A 17,724-nucleotide genomic window follows, 5' to 3' on the forward strand; every position below is an offset into this window, starting at 1 on the left:
CTACTCGATCTCCACATGCGCGACGCCGAGCTGAAGGATGCCGAGCGCGCGGGCCGCCGTGGTCGAGACATCGATGATCCGCCCGCGAATGAACGGCCCACGGTCGTTGACCCGGCACCGGATCGATTTCCCGCGGTAGGACACCGTGACCATGCTGCCGAACGGCCGCTTGCGATGCGCGCAGGTCATCTCGCCACTCCTGCCGATGCCATGATAATAGGACGCAAGGCCACTCTCTGCGTTCGCCATGCACGAGGTAAACAACAGCATGGCCGCGGACGTTATTGCGGTCTTCATTGATTGCCTGCCGGTCGAGCCCCGCAATGGAACGCGGTTCCACGGTTTCGGTTCCGCGCCCGACAGGTCGGCAGGTCGATTTTTTGGAGCTTTTCAGCGAGAGCCGCTCAGGCGGCGTCCTCGACGCTGTCGGCCGCGAGCAGCATCCGGAGGTCCTGCGCCGGAACCGGCTTGCTGAACAGATAGCCCTGCATCTGCGTGCAGCCGAGCATCTGCACGGTATCGCGCTGCTGATCGGTCTCGACGCCTTCGGCTGTCGTGATCATGTTGCGGTCGGCGGCGATCGAGACCACCGCGCGGATGATCGAGGCCGAGCCGCTGTTGCGGGTCACTTCCTTGACGAAGCTGCGGTCGATCTTGATCTTGTCGAACGGGAAGCGCTGCAGATATTGCAGCGACGAGTAGCCGGTGCCGAAATCGTCGAGCGCGATGTGGACGCCGAGCGCGCGGAGCTGGCCGAGCGTGACCAGCGCCGCATCGTCGTCGGCGATCAGCACCGCCTCGGTGATCTCGAGCTCGAGCCTGCGCGGGTCGAGCCCGCTCTCGGCAAGCGCGCTTGCAACCTTCAGCGCCAGCGTCTCCGACTTGAACTGGATCGGCGACACATTGACCGCCAGGCGCACATGCGCCGGCCAGGCCGCCGCCTCGATGCAGGCGGTGCGCAACACCCACTGGCCGATCTCCTCGATCAGCCCGGTCTCCTCGGCGACCGGGATGAACTCCGCAGGCGAGATCATGCCGCGCACCGGATGGCGCCAGCGCAGCAACGCCTCGCAGCCGGTCACCTCGTCGCTGCGCAGGTCGACCAGCGGCTGATAGTGCAGTTCGAAGCGATCCTCCGCCAACGCAGTTCGCAGATCGGCCTCCAGCGCGCGGCGCAGATTGGCCTGCTTCTCCATCGCCGGATCGAAGAAGCGGTAGGTCCTGCGCCCGGCGGCCTTGGCCGCGTACATGGCGAGGTCGGCGCATTTGAGCAGGCCGAACAGGTCGGAGCCGTGGCGCGGGGCGATCGCAATGCCGATGCTGGCGTCGCTCGACAGCCAATGACCGTGGCAGTCGAACGGCGTGCGCAGCGACTGATAGACACGCGCGACCAGATCGCTGACGTCGTCGTCCGAGGTGATGTCATGCTGGACGATCGCGAACTCGTCGCCACCGAGGCGCGCGATGAAGTCGTTCGATCCGACCGACTGGCGCAGCTTCTCGGCGACGCGCCGCAGGAATTCATCGCCGATCGGATGACCCAGCGTGTCGTTGATCCGCTTGAACTCATCGATATCGATGTAATGGATCGCGAACTCGCGGACGATAGCCTCGCGCAACAATTCTTCCGCGTGACGCTGGAACAGCGTCCGGTTCGGCAGATTGGTCAAGGCATCGTAATGCGCGAGATACTCGATCTGCGCCTGCGCACGCCGCCCGTCGGTGACGTCCTCGAGCGTGGTGGCCCAGCCGCCGTCAGGTGCGCGCTTGTAGATCAGGCGGATGCTGCGGCCGTCGGGCGTCATGATCACCGAGTCGCGGATTTCGTCACCCCTGGGATTGGTGAACCGCGCACAGTATTCATCGACATCGCCGACGAATGAACCGAGCGCCTGTCGATGCAGGATCAGGTCGCGCAGATCGCAGCCGGGCTTGGCGACGTCGGGCGACAGGCCGAACATGTCGAGGTATCGTTGGTTGCAGATCACAAGCCGCGCCGAGGCATCGAACAGCAGAAGCCCCTGGGTCATGGTGTTGATCGCGGTGTCGAGATGCTGACTTTTTTCGGACAGCCGGCGGTTTGCCGCGTCGTGCTGCCGCTGCAGCTGGCGGACGATCAGGAAGACCGCGAAGCTGATGACCGATACCGCCAACACAGCCGCGCAGAATTGCAGCTTAGTCTGCGCGCGCCAGTCCTCGAGCGCGCTCGATGTCTTCGTGGTGGCGAGGATCAGGATCGGAAAATGCGACAACGATCTGACCGCACCGACGTTCTCCTCACCAGAAGCGCCAACGAACCGTCCCGACGTGTTGCCGCCAAAGCTGATGACCTTTTGGAATACCGGCAGGTTGATGATGTTGCGGCCGATCACTTCGGCATCCTGCGGATAGCGCGCGATGATGGTGCCGTCGCGGTGAATCATCGAAATCACGGTGTCGCCGCTCAGCGCCAGCGAAGCGAGGAAATCCTCGAAATGGCTAGGCTCGACGCCGCGGCTTGCAAAGCCGATGATCTCGCCGTTGCGGCCGGTGATCTTGCGCGCAAAGATCGTGGTCCAGTTGCCGGTCACCTTGCTCATCGCGGGCTCGACGATCACCGGCGACGTCGGCCGTCCCGAGGTGAACTCCTGGAAATAGCGACGTTCCGCAATGCTGATGTCGGGCACCGGCCACATCTCGGACGAGTTGATCAGCCATCCCTTGGCATTGAACAGATTGAGCCCGCCGACATGCGGCAGCGCGGCCAGCCGCGTGCGCAGCATCTCGTGTGCGCTCAGCAGCGACATGTTTTTTTCGAACTGATCGGCAGTCTCGACCTGCTCCGACCGCAGATAGTTCACGATGTCGTCGTGGACATGCTGGAGGTCGCTGAGCTGCTGGTCGAAATGTCGCGACAGCAGCAGCGCGGTGTTGTTCAGCTCACGTTCGGACATCTCCAGCGCGCGCTCGCGAAACTGCAGCGCGAGATAGCCGGTGCCGAGCGTGATGGCGAGCACCAGCAGCGCGGCGCTCAGGACGAGCCACTGAATGGCGCCCATCCTGGTGGCGCGCAACACACCCTTGATCGACAGCCGCCGGTGCTCCGGCTTCACGCTGTTCGTTGACACAACCGACATTTTCCTGCCCCTGCGGGTGCCCTTCTAAGGGAACACAACCCAAGGGCTCGTTAGGAAAGTCAGTTATCGGACTGTTAAGGTGGATGAGTAGCTGAGCGAGATCGGCACGGGCATCCTCAGGACGCGACCGCTCAGGCCTCCTTCAGGCTGCACTCGATCAACGCGCCCTCGATGCTGAACTTCGAGAATGGCGAGAAGGGCGCCGCGGCCTTGAGCGCGGCGAAGAATTGCGAGTCGCCCGGACTCTTGAGGAGAAACCGGATGTGGCTGGCCGCCAGCGCATCACGCGACAGCCAGACGACGCCGGAGAACAGCGCCACGAGCATCTGCGCGTAATCGCCGATATCGGCGAGGCCGAGATCGTAGATCGGAGACACATTGACGAAACGCGCGCTCAGCGCCGGCGACGTGTATCGGCTCATCAGGAGACGCCTGACCTGGCAGACTGCGTGGACCCGTTCGCCGTCGGTCAGGTGGTACAGCCCCTGACTGTCACCTTCCCTGGCGGTCAGCGCTTCGAAGGCTCCGATGCCGCCAAAGGTGGCAAAATCCTCTCCGACGCCTTCAGCGTCCTTCTTCCATTGTGCCTTGATGAGACGCCAGGACCGCTCAGGATCCTTGATTGGCAAAAGCCGCATGGTTAGGGGGCTGTTAGCACGGAGGGGAGTCGTCGCTGAGATAATATGTCGCAGGCATTAAGCATTTGCTTACAGCGGTAGCCGGCTGCGCCGACGCGACGGCTGCCTTGGCCGTGTCTCGGCGCAAGCCTGTGCGATCGCCTCGAGCTTAGGATCGACAGCAGGCCGAAGCCTCGGGCGGCGTGGCCTCGGGCTGCGGCGTACAACAGGCGCTCTGGTTGGTTTCCTGCTTCTCGTGCGCGACGCGCGCGGTCCGCTCGCCGCTGCCGTCGCCATAGACGATGCTCTCACCCGTCGTATGGAAGGTCTCCCATGCAATCCCCGCGGGATCATCTATCCACGACTTCTCGGACCTGGCATAGCAGCACACGGTCTGGCCCTGCTCGATCACCTCGCCGCCCGCCTTGCGCAGCCGGCCATAGACCTCGCCGAGCTCCTCGGCGCTCTCCACCTGAATACCGAGATGATCGAGCCCCGGCTCGCGGCCGCGGGTCGAGATCGCAAAGTTGACGCGGGGATCGTCGAGCATCCATTTGGCATAATCGGATTTCACGACCGTCGGTTCGGCGCCGAACAACGCCGAGTAGAAGCCGACCGATTGTTGGATGTCCTTGACGGCGACGTGAACATGCATGCGCTTCATGGGGCAATCCCTTCGGGCGGCGACGCTGGATGGATATTCCAACCCAAGCATGCTCAGATATCAACGGCGTTACAACAGGAGTTCTGCTGCGGAATGGATGCGCTCACGCTGTTCGGTTTGTTCGCCGTGACGATGATGCTCGTCTGCTACGCAGCAGAGGATCGCAGCCCGTGGTTCATCCTGGCCTTCGCGGCCTCCTGCGCGCTCGGCTCGGCCTACGGTTTCCTGCAGGGCGCCTGGCCGTTCGGCCTGGTCGAAGCGATCTGGGCCGTCGTCGCCGCGCGCCGCTGGCTGATGCGCCGAACCGCTGAAAGCGTGTAACGTTATAGTATCCACGGCTAATCTGTCGCGGACTTGAACTTGAATGCGCGCGGTCGCGGCGCTAATTAGAGCCCATGGACGCTTCGCGCACCATGATTCAGCCTTCCACTCATGCAACAGGATCGCGCCGCTGGCGCAGCCTGCTTGCGGGGCTGATCTCGCTTGCGCTGGTGCTATCGTTCTTCCACGGCTGGGCCTTCGACGGCGACGACGATGCGGCTCCCGGCTTCTCGATCGCACAGTCGATCAACGACACCGGCGGCAAGGCTCCCGCGCATCCGGCCTCACTGCACGGCGATCACTGTCTGACGCACGTCGCCTCCGTGGCGCCGCAGGAGACGGCATTCCCGATCGCTTATGCGTCGCATAGCTATGGCGCCAGCAGCATCGGGCTGCCGGCGTCGGCCGATCGCCTCTCCCCATTCAAACCACCCCGCGCCTGATCCGGTCGGCATGACCGGCCGTGCGCCGCTGCCATCCGGTAGCGCGCACGCTTCCGCACAGATCGATGTCGCGACAGCGCAGGGCCATCGGCATGCGCTGCGGAGAGGCGCATATGAAACGGGTTGTTCTATTTTTCGCCGGCGTGGCTGCCGGCATTGCACTGATCATGCTAGCGGCCGGATGGATCGGCTGGCCGGTCAAGTTCCCGGCCACGACGCAGGAGTCTGCGGTCACCGGCGTACCGAAGGTTGAGGCCACGCATGAGGCTCCCGGACATATCGAGCTGAGCGAAGACCAGATTCGTGAATCCGGCATCACGCTCGCACCGGCCAGCGGCGGCACGCTGAAGCGGCATTTCCTCGCGCCCGGATCGCTGATCCCCGACGCCGACCACATTGGCCGCGTCTCCGTGCGCGTGCTCGGGACTGTTACGGAACTGCGCAAGCGTCTCGGCGACGTGGTCGAGAAAGGCGAGATCGTCGCGGCGATCGAAAGCCGTGAGGTGGCCGATGCCAAGAGCGAATACCTCGCCGCGCGGCTCACCAACGATCTGCAGCAAACTCTCTATGCCAGGCAGAAGACGCTGGTCGAGACCCGCATCGTCTCGGAAAACGAGTTCCTGCGCACGCGGCTGACCGCGAACGACGCCCAAATCAAGCTCGACGGCGCGCGGCAGAAGCTGTTTGCGCTCGGCCTGTCGGAAAGCGAGATCGCAGATCTGCCCAACCAGCCGCCGGAAAGCCTGCGGACGCAGTTCCTGCGCGCACCGATCAGCGGCCGGGTGTCCGAACGGCGGGTCGATCTCGGCGGACTGATCGGGCGCGAAGGCCAGGAGAGCGAGCTCTACGTCATCGTCAATCTCGATGACATCTGGGTCGATCTGGCGGTGTCGCCTGAAGACATCGGCGCGGTCCGCGAAGGCGTTTCGGTCAAGATCCACGCCATCGGCACCGAGGATGAAGCCAATGCCGGCGTGATCTTCGTCAGCCCCCTGCTCGACCGCGAGACCCGCAATGCCCGCGTGATCGCGACCATGCCCAACAAGGAGCACCGCTGGAAGCCGGGCACCTTCGTCACCGCGGAGGTCCCGCTGTCAGGCGCGCCGTCCACTGTGATGGTCTCGAAGAAGGCCATTCAAACCATCAAGGGGACACCGACCGTATTCGTGCGTGATGCCGACGGCTTCGAGGCGAGATCGGTGCGGACCGGTCGCGAGGACGACGACGACATCGAAATCGTCGCGGGTCTTGCCGCCGGCGAGACCATCGCGGTGCGGAACACCTTCACGTTGAAGGCCGAGGTCGAGAAGGACGAAGCGGAGCACGGCCATGATTGAGCGCATCATCGGTCTGGCGATCCAGCGGCGCTTGGTCGTCGTCACACTGGCGGCGGTCCTGATGTTCCTCGGCGGCCTCGCGTTGACCAGGCTGCCGATCGACGCAGTGCCCGACATCACCAACAAGCAGGTCCAGATCAACACCGTCGCCCCGGCGCTGTCGCCGGCGGAAATCGAGAAGCAGATCACCTTCCCGATCGAGACGGCGCTGGCGGGTGCGCCGGGGCTGGAGAGCACGCGGTCGCTCTCGCGTAACGGCTTCTCGCAGATCACGGCGGTGTTCAGCGAAGCCACCGACATCTATTTCGCCCGCCAGCAGGTCGGCGAGCGCTTGACCGAAGTCCGCGCGCGCCTGCCGCAGGGCATCGAGCCGCGAATCGGGCCGACCACGACGGGCCTTGGCGAAATCTACATGTGGACCGTCCACTACTCCGGCCAGAAGGTGCAGACCGACGGCGCGCCGGGTCTGCAGAGCGACGGCCGCTTCCTGACGGCGGACGGCCAGCTGCTGCAAAGCGAGGTCGAGAAAGACGCCTATCTGCGCACGGTGCAGGACTGGATCATCAAGCCGCAGATCAAGATGGTGCCGGGTGTCGCCGGCGTCGATTCGATCGGCGGCTATCTCAAGCAGTACCAGGTCCAGCCCGATGCGGCGAAGCTGATCGCGCTCGGCCTCACCTTCGCCGACGTCGCCAAGGCGATCGAGAGCAACAATGTCAGCCGCGGCGCGCGCTATATCGAGCGCAACGGCGAAGGATTCGTGGTCCGATCCGGCGGCCGCCTCGAGAACATCGAGGAGCTCGGCGCCGTCGTCGTCACCACCCGCGGCGGCGTCCCAGTCCGGATCCGCGACCTCGCCTCGCTCTCGATCGGCGGCGAGACGCGCACCGGCAGCGCCAGCGAGAACGGCCGCGAGGTCGTGGTCGGCACCGCACTGATGCTGATCGGCGCCAACAGCCGCACGGTATCGGCCGCGGTCGACGCCAAGCTGCGCGCGATCACGCCATCCTTGCCGGCAGGCGTCGCAGTCGAGACGGTGCTCGATCGCACCCAGCTGGTCGATGCGACCATCGGTACGGTGGCGCGCAATCTCAGCGAAGGCGCGCTGCTGGTGGTCGCGGTGCTGTTCGTGCTGCTCGGCAATTTCCGCGCGGCATTGATCACGGCACTGGTGATCCCGATCGCCATGCTGATGACGGCGATCGGCATGTTTCAGGGCCGCATCAGCGCCAATCTGATGAGCCTTGGTGCGCTGGATTTCGGCCTGATCGTCGACGGCGCCGTCATCATCACCGAGAACAGCCTGCGTCATCTTGCCGAGAAGCAGCACGCGCTCGGCCGCGTGCTGACGCGCGACGAACGGCTGGCGACGGTGCGGGCGTCCGCCGTGGAGATGGTGCAGCCGAGCCTCTACGGCCAGGCCATCATCCTGCTGGTCTATGTGCCGCTCCTCACCTTCACCGGCGTCGAAGGCAAGATGTTCGAGCCGATGGCACTGACCGTGATCCTCGCGCTTGCCGCCGCCTTCGTGCTGTCGTTGACGCTGGTTCCGGCGCTGATCGCGATCGGCATCACCGGCCGCGTCCAGGAGAAGGAGAACTGGCTCGTTGCCACGTTAAAGCGCTGGTACAGCCCGCTGCTGCGGCGCGCGGTTGCAACGCCCCTGCCCGTCATCGCCGTGGCGGTCGTGCTGTTCGCGACCGCCCTGTTCGGGTTCTTCCGGCTCGGCCAGGAGTTCATCCCCTCGCTCGACGAGAAAAACATCGCCATGCACGCGCTCAGGATTCCGAGCACGGCGCTGTCGCAGTCGCAGGCGATGCAGCTCTCGGTCGAGAAGGCGGTCAGCCGCTTCCCGCAGGTGTCGTTCGTCTTCTCCAAGACCGGCACCGCGGAGGTGGCGAGCGATCCGATGCCGCCGAACGCGTCCGACACCTTCATCATCCTGAAGCCGCGCGCAGAGTGGCCGGATCCGTCGTTGACCAAGGAGCAGCTGATCGAGGAGATCTCGAAGGCGGTCGGCCGGCTGCCCGGCAACGTCTATGAATTCACCCAGCCGATCCAGATGCGCTTCAACGAACTGCTCGCCGGCGTTCGCGGCGACATCGCGGTCAAGGTGTTCGGCGACGAGTTCGAGCCGATGCAGAAGGCCGCCAACCAGATCGCCACTGCGCTGCGCGGCGTGCGCGGTGCGACCGACGTCAAGGTCGAGCAGGCCGGCGGCCTGCCCGTGCTGGAGATCAAGGTCGACAAGGCGGCGATCGCGCGGTGGGGCCTCAGCGTCTCCGAGGTCCAGGACGTGATCGGTGCCGCGGTCGGCGGCCAGGATGCCGGCGTGGTCTACGAGGGTGATCGCAGCTTCGACATCGTGGTGCGATTGCCGGAGAGCGTGCGCTCCGATCTCGAGGCGCTGAGCAACCTGCCGGTCGCGTTGCCGAAGGCAACGCCGAGTTCACCAGTGCAGAGCCTGCCGCTCAACCGCGTCGCGCAGTTCTCCTTCACCGAGGGACCGAACCAGATCAGCCGCGAGAACGGCAAGCGCCGCATCGTGGTGACGGCAAACGTCCGCGGCCGCGATCTCGGCTCGGTGGTCGAGGAAGCCCAGGCAAAGGTCGCGCAATCGGTGCAGCTGCCGCCCGGCTACTGGATGACCTGGGGTGGCCAGTCGGAGAATCTCGCCGCGGCGCGCCAGCGCCTTGCCGTCGTGGTGCCGGCCTGCTTTGCGATGATCTTCCTGCTGCTGCTGGCGGCGATGGGCTCCGCGCGCGATGCGCTGCTGGTGTTCAGCGCGGTGCCGCTGGCGCTCACCGGCGGCATCGCGGCGCTGTGGCTGCGCGGCATGCCGTTCTCGATTTCAGCGGCGGTCGGCTTCATCGCGTTATCCGGCGTTGCAGTGCTGAACGGGCTCGTGATGCTGAGCTTCGTCCGGCAATTGCGCGAGCGCGGCGTGCCGATCCGGGAGGCCATCGAGCAAGGCGCCCTCACCCGCTTCCGGCCGGTGGTGATGACCGCGCTGGTGGCCTCGCTCGGTTTCGTGCCGATGGCGTTCGCCACCGGCACCGGCGCCGAGGTGCAGAAGCCGCTCGCTACCGTCGTGATCGGCGGCCTGATCAGCGCGACCCTGCTCACGCTCGCCGTCCTGCCCGCGCTCTATGCACGGTACGGGCATGCCGGCAGCGCTGCGCGCCATGAGAGAACCGCGGTTCAGCCCGCGGAATGACGGCTGGCTGACCGGCCGTCGCCAAGAAAAATCCGGCAGTTACAGCGCCCGGCGGGCGCTGTAACATTTCTGTCATGTGGCAAAACTAAACGAAAGCTGCGGCGGGCTGCCGCGGGGCTTCATCAGGGGGAATAACAAAATGCGCCATGCCATTACATTACTGTCCGCGAGCATGATCGCGCTCTCGGCCGGCGCCGCTTCCGCGCAAAATGCAAAACCCCGCAACCTGATCCTGTTCGTCCCCGACGGCCTGCGCGGCGGCATCGTGACGCCGCAGACGGCGCCTGCGATGGCCGAGATCCGCGACAAGGGCGTCCATTTCAAGAACTCGCATTCGCTGTTCCCGACTTTCACGATGGCGAACAGCTCGGCGCTCTCGACCGGCCACTATCTCGGCGACACCGGCACCTTCTCCAACACGATCTTTACCGGCTACACCTCGGTGCCCGCCGGCGACACCGTGGTCCCCTTCATCGAGAACGACGCCGTGCTCGCCGATATCGACGATCACTTCAATGGCGACTACCTCAACGAGGAGACCCTGTTGAAGATGGCCCGCGGCCAGGGCTTCAGCACCGCCGCCATCGGCAAGCTCGGTCCGACCCTGCTGTTCGACCACACCGACCGCGGCAAGAACACGATCGTGGTCGACGATTCCACCGGCGGCAAGGCCGGCGTGCCGCTCTCCGACGAGATGAAGGACGCGCTGACCAAGGCCGGCCTGCCGCTCGCCACCCCGAGCCGCGGCGACAATGCCAAGGCCGGCGACGCCAAGACGCCAGGCACGACGGTCGCCAACGTCGCCCAGCAGGCCTACATGGCCGATGTCGCGACCAAGGTCGTGCTGCCGATGTTCAAGGCGCGCAACAAGCCGTTCGTGCTGGTGTTCTGGTCGCGCGATCCGGATGGCAGCCAGCACAACACCGGCGACAGCCTCAACACCATCACGCCCGGCATCAACGGCCCGACCTCGATGGCCGGCATCAAGAATGCCGACAACAACCTCGCCCAGCTCCGCAAGGCGCTCGACGAACTCGGACTTTCCGCCAACACCAACATCATGGTCTCCTCCGACCACGGCTTCTCGACGATCTCAAAGGAAAGCAAGACCAGCCCCTCGGTCAAGGTCGCCTATGGCGACACGCCGAAGGATTTCCTGCCGATGGGCTTTCTGGCGATCGATCTCGCCAAGGCGCTGAACCTGCCGCTGTTCGACCCCAACGACAAGAACGCCAAGGTCGCCGATAACGCCCATCCGAAGGCCGGCAACGGCGTGCTCGGCCAGGACCCGGCAAAGCCTGACGTCGTGATCGCGACCAATGGCGGCTCGGACCTGATCTATCTGCCGAACCGCGACAAGAAGCTCGCCGACCGCGTCATCAAGGCGCTGCTCGAGCAGGACTATGTCAGCGGCCTGTTCGTCGACGACAAGCTCGGCACCTTCCCCGGCACGCTGCCGATGTCCAACCTCAATTTGAAGGGCAAGGCCGTGACGCCGAACCCGTCGATCGTGGTCAACTTCCGCTCCTGGTCGAGCGGCTGCGAGATCCCGACCAACTGCTCGGTGCAGATCGCCGACACCGTGCTGCGCCAGGGCCAGGGCATGCATGGCAGCTTCAGCCGCGGCGACACCTACAACTTCACCGCGGCGATCGGCCCCGACTTCAAGGCGGGCTATGTCGATCCGCTGCCGGTCAGCAACGCCGATGTCGGCATGACCGCGGCGCAATTGCTCGGCCTGCGCGCGCCGAACAATGGCGGGCTGATCGGCCGGGTGATGTCGGAAGCACTGCCGAACGGCATCGTGCCGAAGATGGCCGAGGGCACCCTCATCTCGAAGAAGCCGTCGGCCAATGGCCTGCGCACCGTGCTGAAATTCCAGCGCGTGCTCTCGACCCGCTATTTCGACGTCGCCGGGTTCCCGGGGCGGACGCTCGGGCTCGAGGAGACAAGCGGCAAACAGAAAACGGCGGGGAAGTGATCCCCGCCGCTCTCGCTTGAAGTCGTGGTTCGGGATGATGCACAGGCATCATCCCGGATGATCACATCATCCCGATGTCGAACACGTTGGGCAGCTGCGCCGCGAGCGGCAGCGCAGTCGCGCCGACCAGCGTCGCCACCATCGCCGCGAGCGCGCGGCCGGTGCGGCGCTGACCGCGCATCCGGCCCGCGATCCATTCCAGGACCTTGGTGTCCATCTTGGTGCCCTGCGTCGGCGCCCAGCGATCGATGCTCGTATCCGGCGACAGCGCCACCGTGCGCGGCGGCACCGGCAGACCGGACTCGGACGCGGCATGATGGGCGATCGCCTTGGCGAGCAGGTCGTCGAACCGGCCGGCATCGCTGCGCTCGGCAGCCGCCTCGTTGATCGCGAACAGCGCCTCGATCTCCGCCCGGCTGACCGGCTGATGCTCGACCGCGGCCGCCGTCAGGATGCGCGCGCACCAGGCAGCGTCATCGGCATCGAGTGACCGGGAGAAATGGATACGGCCCTTGGTGGTCGGGCCTTCGCCGGTGATCACGCCGTCGCGCACGATGGTCAGCGCATGGGCGGCGGTCTTGCGGCAGGATGGATGCAACGCACCGCTGAGAGCCTCAGCGGTCTTGGTACTTGGGGTAGACATTGTGGGAGCTTTCAATTCCTATCTGAGGCCAGCTTTTCCATGCGGGCGTAAACGAGTGGTTAATGATTCGGAACTTGGGTTCCGAGATTTTTAGATGGTTGCTATTTGGTCGATTTAAACGCTGTCACGGTTCAGTCCTATAGCAGCCGGGGCCGGCGTGATGACGGCGATAAGCGGCTTTATCTGGGCATTTCCAAGCTTTTGTGCCGCAGCTGATATTTCGTCGCAGGACTACTGATCAAAACAAGTTGCTTGGAATTCCGCCCTCAAGGAGAAATGTCTCACCTTTTTTCAGAAGCCGTTCACTTAAGCCTTGTTGCGTCCTATACTGGGAACCGACGACCTCAAATACAATTTCAGCAGCAACATCAAAGAGATGAGGTAAAATCATGGCACTTCAGATTGGCGCCGTCGCCCCCGACTTCGAAGCTGAGACCACCGAAGGAAAGATCAAGTTCCACGACTGGATCGGCAATAGCTGGGTGCTTTTGTTCTCTCATCCCAAGGACTTCACCCCGGTCTGCACGACCGAGCTTGGCACGCTCGCCCGCCTGAAGCCCGAATTCGACAAGCGCGGCGTCAAGCTGATGGGCCTATCGGTCGATCCGGTCGACCGTCACGCCAAATGGTCCGAGGACATCAAGGAAACCCAGGGTGCCGCGCCGAACTACCCGATGATCGGCGACACCGATTTCAACGTGTCGAAGCTCTACGACATGCTGCCGGCCTCGACCTCGGGCGATCCCCTCACCCGCACGCCGGCTGACAATCAGACGGTCCGCAACGTGTTCATCATCGGCCCCGACAAGAAGATCAAACTGGTGCTGGTCTACCCGATGACCACGGGCCGGAACTTCCAGGAGATCCTGCGCGTCATCGACTCGCTGCAACTCACCGCCACGCACCGCGTCGCCACCCCTGCCGATTGGAAGCAGGGCGAGGACGTGATCATCGCGGGCTCGGTCAGCAACGACGAGGCCAAGACGATCTATCCGCAGGGCTGGAAAGAACCGAAGCCCTACATCCGCATCGTGCCGCAGCCGAAGTAACTGTTAGTACGCAGCGTCCGGGTGGCCCGCGCACAGCCTGTTATCGTCTGGTTCCGCGACGATCTGCGGCTGTCGGATCACCCGGCCCTGCATGAAGCGGCCAGCCGCGGCGCGCCCGTGGTTGGTCTCTATATCCGCGACGACGAAAGTCGCGCTTTGATGCCGCCGGCGGTGCGCCCCCTCGGCGGGGCGACGCGATGGTGGCTGGCGCAGTCGCTGCGCGCGCTCCGCAAGAGCTGTGAGGCGATCGGCGGAACGTTGGTACTGCGCACCGGGCCCGCCGCCTCCGTGATCGCCGCGCTTGCGCGCGACATCAATGCGAGCGCCGTGTTCTGGAACGACATCGCGCAGGCGCCACATCGAGCCGTTGGCAGAGATGTCGAAGCTGCGCTCGCAACTGACGGCATCGACTCGCAAATTTTTGCCGGCGACCTGCTCGTCGACCCCAAGGTCATCCGCAACAAGGACAATCGCGGCCTGCGCGTGTTCACGCCATTCTGGCGGCGCGTACAGGGTCTCGGTGATCCGCCAAAGCCGCTGCCGGCGCCCAGGAAGCTCACATCCGTCGGCAGCGTCGCGAGCGAAGCCGTCGACGACTGGGATCTCGAGCCGACGCGGCCCGATTGGGCCGGCGGCCTGCGCGAAAGCTGGACCCCCGGCGAAGTCGCGGCGCAGGCCCGGCTGAAGACGTTCCTCGACGAGAGTGTCAGCGGCTACACCGGCGACCGCGACCGGCCGGACCGCGACGGCACGTCGCGCCTCTCCCCGCATCTGCGCTTCGGCGAAATCAGCCCGCGCCAGATCTGGCACGCCGCCCGCTTCGCCGCCGCCGAGCATCCAAACCTCGCAGGCGACATCGACAAATTCCTCAGCGAACTCGGCTGGCGCGAGTTCTGCCGTCACCTGCTGTTCGATGTGCCTGATATGGCGGATCGGAATCTGCAGGAGCAGTTCGACGCCTTTCCGTGGAAGCGCAACGCGCTTTTCTTGAAGGCCTGGCAGCGCGGCTTGACCGGCTATCCGATCGTCGACGCCGGGATGCGCGAGCTCTGGCACAGCGGCGTGATGCACAACCGGGTGCGGATGGTGGTCGCCTCGTTCCTGGTGAAGCACCTCCTGATCGACTGGCGCAGCGGCGAAGAATGGTTCTGGGACACGCTGGTAGATGCCGATGCCGGCTCCAATCCGGCGAACTGGCAATGGGTCGCGGGCTCCGGCGCCGACGCCGCGCCCTATTTCCGCGTCTTCAATCCGATCCTGCAAGGCGAGAAGTTCGATCCGGACGGCGCCTATGTCAGGCGCTGGGTGCCGGAACTGGCGCGTTTACCGAACGACATCATCCATCAGCCCTGGACCGCGACGCCGATCGAGCTGGCGAGCGCGGGCGTCGAGTTCGGTACGACCTATCCGCCCCCGATTGTCGATCACAAGAAGGGCCGTGAACGCGCGCTCGCGGCCTATGCAAAAATCCGCGGCAAGGAATAGAGCAAGGATTAAGAGCGGCGGTTGACCACCAGCACCGCCGCCGCGCAGGCCGCCATGCCGGCCATCGCGACGTTGTCCAGCCGCTCGCCGAACAGCACATAGGCCATCAGCGCGGTCACCGCCGGCACCAGATAGAACAGGCTCGCGACCGAGGTCGCGGCATGGTGACGGATCAGCCAGTACAATAGCCCAATCGAGCCGATCGACAGCGCGAACACCAGCCAGGCAATGGCCAGCACGAACTCGCTGGTCCAATGCACGACATTGGTCTCGAACAGCCAGGCACCGATGCCGAAGAAGATCGTCACCGCGACGTATTGCACGAGGTTGCCGGCGCGCCAGTCGATCTGGTTGCAGTAACGGCGCTGGTACAGCGTGCCAAGCGTGATGCTGATCAGCGAGACGCCGGAGGCAAGCCAGCCCCATCCCGCATCGCCCGTCATCGGCCGGTTGTGCAGGATCAGCACAACCCCGGCGAGACCGAGCACGAGCCCGCCCCATTGCAGCGGCGTGACGCGCTCGCCGAGCCAGCGGTTAGCGATGGTCGAGGTCAGGATCGGTTGCAAGCCCGGGATCAACGCCGACAGCCCTGCGGGAATCGAATGCGCGATCGCAATCGCGGTGCCGCCGAGATAGAAGCCATGCACCAGGATGCCGGCTACCGCACTGTGGAAAACACCTGTCCGGTCCGGCCATTTCGGCCGTGCGACCGCGGCGATCACAGCCATCACCACCACCACGAACGCCATTCGGATCGCCAGGTAGGTCAGCGGCTCCGCGTTGTTGATGACGTATTTGGTGCCGATGAATCCCGTGCTCCACAGCACGACAAACATCGCCGGCGCCAGACGAGCGGCAGTTTCCTCGAAGCTCTTGTTCATTGCAGGCCGTCATTGCCTGAAGAAGATGCAACCGGCAATCGCGAATTTTGCGAGGGTGGCGGGCGAGCCCACCGCTGCAAGCAGGTGGTGTCTCAGCCACAGTGTCGTCCCTGCGAAAGCAGGGACCCATACGCGGCGGCGGATGTTGTCGTGCCCGATCCAACGCTGTTCGGCACCGCCTTCGTACCGATCACCCTCGATACCTTCCGCTACTGGAAGGCAAGGTCGCTCCGCACGCCACATCGTCACCTGAGGTGATACTTCCTGCCGTTGGTGTTCGGGTCGGTATTGTCACTCGTCGAGAACATCAAGGCCGGTCCGAAATAGCCCCAGCGATCCCGGTAAAGTCCAAATCGGCCGGCGCCCTTGTCGATGATCTCTTGCTGGGTGCTGTTCGGCGGACCGAGAAGCCTGTCATCTTCATACAGTCGGGCAGACTCGATCTTGCCATCGACGTATTTGACGGGGACGAGAAACGCGTGCCCCTGATAGAAGTGAAATGTGCCGCGCAGCAGAAGTCTGTCGTTCGGGCTCGCCGGAACCAGATAAAGCAACGCACTCGACGCCAGGGCAAAAAGCGTCGATCCGATCACGATGCGCGTATTGGCGGATATCCTCAACGGCACTTTCCCCGGGCTCTTGCTCGCCACGCGTCTCCATAGCGCGCGGCTTCATCGCGTACAACCGACGGGCATCCGCCATCCCCTGTACGCCGCCGGTGCGGAAGCCGGTCTGACAGGCCGGATGTCCACACAGAACAAGCATCAGATCGTTGACGCGCGTCCGGCGAAGTTGCCAAGGACTGCCATCAGCACCGTCGCGACGGCACAGCAGACGAGCGCAACCTCCCAGCCTCCGGTCGCATCGTGGGCAAGTCCGGCGAGCGGCGGGCCCGCAGCCGCGAGCGTATAGCCGAGGCATTGCGCCATGCCCGACAGCGCGGCCGCCTGTTGGCTGTGCGCGGTTCGCAGGCTAACAAATGTCAGACCGAGGATGAAGGCAGCTCCTGCCCCGAAACCGAACAGCGCGACCCACACCATCGCAAGCGACGGAAGCTGCCACAAGCCGAGCAGCGCGACGCAGGTCGCGAGCGACACGACGATCGCGATGCCGCGCTGATCCTTCATGCGCCGGACCATCGGACCAAGGATCAAGCCGGGAACCGCCGTCGCCAATTGCGCCACGCCATGCAGCGTGCCCGCCGCCGCCGCTGAATAGCCCGCCTGCACCAAAATGGCGGGCAGCCATCCGACGATGATGTAGAACACCAGCGAGGTCAGGCCGAGAAAGCCGGTGACCTGCCAGGCTAGCGGCGAGTGCCAGATGCGCCCGCGACGTGACGGCGAGCCAGGCTCGATCGCTGGAGCCGAGTGCATCCCCAGTTGCGGGACCCAGGCGACCAGCGCCACCAACGGAAAGATCAGTGTGCTCGCAAGCGAGAGGTGCCAGCTCGATCCGGGCAATAGAGCAAGCGGGATCGCCACGACGGATGCCAGCGCCTGGGCCAATGCGGACGTGATCGCGTAGGCGCCCGTCAGGCTGGCGATGCGGGTCGGGAAGTCCCGCTTAGCAGGCTCGGCAGCAGGACATTTGCAACCGCGATCCCGGCACCAATGGTGGCGGTGCCGGCGAACAGCGCCCAGACCGGACCGGACGAGCGCAGCGCGATCCCGGCCACGATGACCAGCAGCGCGCCGAACAGCGACCGCTCCATGCCGCACCTGCGCCCGAAGATGGCAGCAACCGGTGAGATCGCAGCGAACGCAAGCAAGGGCAGCGTCGTCAGGACCCCTGCCTCCGCCGCGCTGACCCCGCTGCTCTCGCGGATCATGCCGAGCATCGGCGCCACGCCGGTGATGGGAGCACGAAGCGCCGAGGCGATCAGCAGGATCCCCGCGACCAGGAGCCCCTGCCCGCTCAAATTCCGCATCGGCGCAATCATCGTCATCGCATGCTCCCGGCTGTCTGCA

General features: G+C 64.7%; 16 protein-coding genes. 7 read left to right on the forward strand and 9 right to left on the reverse strand.

Annotated features, from left to right (window positions below; all coding sequences use genetic code 11):
* From ACE103_RS24250 to ACE103_RS24265, 4 genes are all read right to left on the reverse strand, one after another.
* Positions 1 to 297 (reverse strand): septal ring lytic transglycosylase RlpA family protein, encoded by a 297-nt coding sequence (locus ACE103_RS24250; RefSeq protein WP_223967436.1) that lies wholly within the window; start codon positions 295 to 297, stop codon positions 1 to 3.
* A gap of 107 nt (positions 298 to 404) precedes the next feature.
* Entirely contained in the window at positions 405 to 3,116 is a 2,712-nt protein-coding gene (locus ACE103_RS24255; protein ID WP_375775168.1) for an EAL domain-containing protein, read from the reverse strand.
* Positions 3,117 to 3,247: 131 nt separating this feature from the next.
* A complete protein-coding gene (locus ACE103_RS24260; RefSeq protein ID WP_375775169.1) occupies positions 3,248 to 3,754 on the reverse strand; it encodes a hypothetical protein in 507 nt (168 codons plus the stop codon).
* A gap of 148 nt (positions 3,755 to 3,902) precedes the next feature.
* Positions 3,903 to 4,397: an ArsI/CadI family heavy metal resistance metalloenzyme gene (locus ACE103_RS24265; RefSeq protein ID WP_375775170.1), complete on the reverse strand. Its 495-nt coding sequence runs from the start codon at positions 4,395 to 4,397 to the stop codon at positions 3,903 to 3,905.
* Between the two features lie 93 nt (positions 4,398 to 4,490).
* On the opposite strand from ACE103_RS24265, the gene ACE103_RS24270 reads away from it, so the two are divergent.
* From ACE103_RS24270 to ACE103_RS24290, 5 genes are all read left to right on the forward strand, one after another.
* Positions 4,491 to 4,718 carry a hypothetical protein gene (locus tag ACE103_RS24270; RefSeq protein WP_375775171.1) on the forward strand — a complete coding sequence of 76 codons (228 nt, stop codon included), beginning with the start codon at positions 4,491 to 4,493 and terminating at the stop codon, positions 4,716 to 4,718.
* Between the two features lie 92 nt (positions 4,719 to 4,810).
* Positions 4,811 to 5,161, forward strand: a complete 351-nt coding sequence (locus tag ACE103_RS24275) for a hypothetical protein (protein ID WP_375775172.1) — start codon at positions 4,811 to 4,813, stop codon at positions 5,159 to 5,161.
* A gap of 113 nt (positions 5,162 to 5,274) precedes the next feature.
* Positions 5,275 to 6,498: an efflux RND transporter periplasmic adaptor subunit gene (locus tag ACE103_RS24280; RefSeq protein WP_375775173.1), complete on the forward strand. Its 1,224-nt coding sequence runs from the start codon at positions 5,275 to 5,277 to the stop codon at positions 6,496 to 6,498.
* On the forward strand, positions 6,491 to 9,715 hold the full coding sequence (locus tag ACE103_RS24285; protein WP_375775174.1) for an efflux RND transporter permease subunit: 3,225 nt from the start codon (positions 6,491 to 6,493) through the stop codon (positions 9,713 to 9,715). The genes ACE103_RS24280 and ACE103_RS24285 overlap by 8 nt, the downstream gene beginning before the upstream one ends.
* A gap of 139 nt (positions 9,716 to 9,854) precedes the next feature.
* Positions 9,855 to 11,696, forward strand: a complete 1,842-nt coding sequence (locus ACE103_RS24290) for an alkaline phosphatase family protein (RefSeq protein WP_375775175.1) — start codon at positions 9,855 to 9,857, stop codon at positions 11,694 to 11,696.
* A gap of 61 nt (positions 11,697 to 11,757) precedes the next feature.
* Here ACE103_RS24290 and ACE103_RS24295 read toward each other — a convergent pair whose 3' ends face one another.
* Complete coding sequence (locus ACE103_RS24295) at positions 11,758 to 12,339, reverse strand: hypothetical protein (protein WP_375775176.1); 582 nt, start codon at positions 12,337 to 12,339, stop codon at positions 11,758 to 11,760.
* A gap of 389 nt (positions 12,340 to 12,728) precedes the next feature.
* On the opposite strand from ACE103_RS24295, the gene ACE103_RS24300 reads away from it, so the two are divergent.
* Both ACE103_RS24300 and ACE103_RS24305 read left to right on the forward strand, forming a co-directional pair.
* Positions 12,729 to 13,388 carry a peroxiredoxin gene (locus ACE103_RS24300; RefSeq protein ID WP_207830171.1) on the forward strand — a complete coding sequence of 220 codons (660 nt, stop codon included), beginning with the start codon at positions 12,729 to 12,731 and terminating at the stop codon, positions 13,386 to 13,388.
* A 21-nt stretch (positions 13,389 to 13,409) separates the two neighbouring features.
* Positions 13,410 to 14,873 (forward strand): cryptochrome/photolyase family protein, encoded by a 1,464-nt coding sequence (locus ACE103_RS24305; protein ID WP_375775177.1) that lies wholly within the window; start codon positions 13,410 to 13,412, stop codon positions 14,871 to 14,873.
* A gap of 8 nt (positions 14,874 to 14,881) precedes the next feature.
* On the opposite strand, the gene ACE103_RS24310 is transcribed toward ACE103_RS24305, so the two are convergent.
* The 4 genes from ACE103_RS24310 to ACE103_RS24325 form a co-directional block, all read right to left on the reverse strand.
* The gene (locus tag ACE103_RS24310; protein ID WP_375775178.1) at positions 14,882 to 15,754 is read right to left on the reverse strand and encodes a DMT family transporter; all 873 of its coding nucleotides are present in this window, start codon (positions 15,752 to 15,754) and stop codon (positions 14,882 to 14,884) included.
* A gap of 245 nt (positions 15,755 to 15,999) precedes the next feature.
* Positions 16,000 to 16,404 (reverse strand): hypothetical protein, encoded by a 405-nt coding sequence (locus ACE103_RS24315; RefSeq protein WP_375775179.1) that lies wholly within the window; start codon positions 16,402 to 16,404, stop codon positions 16,000 to 16,002.
* A 114-nt stretch (positions 16,405 to 16,518) separates the two neighbouring features.
* Complete coding sequence (locus ACE103_RS24320) at positions 16,519 to 17,262, reverse strand: MFS transporter (protein WP_375775180.1); 744 nt, start codon at positions 17,260 to 17,262, stop codon at positions 16,519 to 16,521.
* Between the two features lie 26 nt (positions 17,263 to 17,288).
* On the reverse strand, positions 17,289 to 17,702 hold the full coding sequence (locus ACE103_RS24325) for a hypothetical protein (protein ID WP_375775181.1): 414 nt from the start codon (positions 17,700 to 17,702) through the stop codon (positions 17,289 to 17,291).
* Positions 17,703 to 17,724 lie beyond the last annotated feature (22 nt).

Origin of the sequence: Bradyrhizobium sp. ma5 (assembly GCF_042258955.1) — a bacterium.
Classification (GTDB): Bacteria; Pseudomonadota; Alphaproteobacteria; order Rhizobiales; family Xanthobacteraceae; genus Bradyrhizobium.

Coding starts and splice junctions, on each gene's coding strand:
- ACE103_RS24250 (WP_223967436.1), bottom strand. CDS start 297: ATGAAGACCGCAATAACGTCCGCGGCCATGCTGTTGTTTACCTCGTGC.
- ACE103_RS24260 (WP_375775169.1), bottom strand. CDS start 3,754: ATGCGGCTTTTGCCAATCAAGGATCCTGAGCGGTCCTGGCGTCTCATC.
- ACE103_RS24310 (WP_375775178.1), bottom strand. CDS start 15,754: ATGAACAAGAGCTTCGAGGAAACTGCCGCTCGTCTGGCGCCGGCGATG.
- ACE103_RS24275 (WP_375775172.1), top strand. CDS start 4,811: ATGATTCAGCCTTCCACTCATGCAACAGGATCGCGCCGCTGGCGCAGC.
- ACE103_RS24280 (WP_375775173.1), top strand. CDS start 5,275: ATGAAACGGGTTGTTCTATTTTTCGCCGGCGTGGCTGCCGGCATTGCA.
- ACE103_RS24300 (WP_207830171.1), top strand. CDS start 12,729: ATGGCACTTCAGATTGGCGCCGTCGCCCCCGACTTCGAAGCTGAGACC.
- ACE103_RS24265 (WP_375775170.1), bottom strand. CDS start 4,397: ATGAAGCGCATGCATGTTCACGTCGCCGTCAAGGACATCCAACAATCG.
- ACE103_RS24270 (WP_375775171.1), top strand. CDS start 4,491: ATGGATGCGCTCACGCTGTTCGGTTTGTTCGCCGTGACGATGATGCTC.
- ACE103_RS24325 (WP_375775181.1), bottom strand. CDS start 17,702: ATGACGATGATTGCGCCGATGCGGAATTTGAGCGGGCAGGGGCTCCTG.
- ACE103_RS24290 (WP_375775175.1), top strand. CDS start 9,855: ATGCGCCATGCCATTACATTACTGTCCGCGAGCATGATCGCGCTCTCG.
- ACE103_RS24295 (WP_375775176.1), bottom strand. CDS start 12,339: ATGTCTACCCCAAGTACCAAGACCGCTGAGGCTCTCAGCGGTGCGTTG.
- ACE103_RS24285 (WP_375775174.1), top strand. CDS start 6,491: ATGATTGAGCGCATCATCGGTCTGGCGATCCAGCGGCGCTTGGTCGTC.
- ACE103_RS24255 (WP_375775168.1), bottom strand. CDS start 3,116: ATGTCGGTTGTGTCAACGAACAGCGTGAAGCCGGAGCACCGGCGGCTG.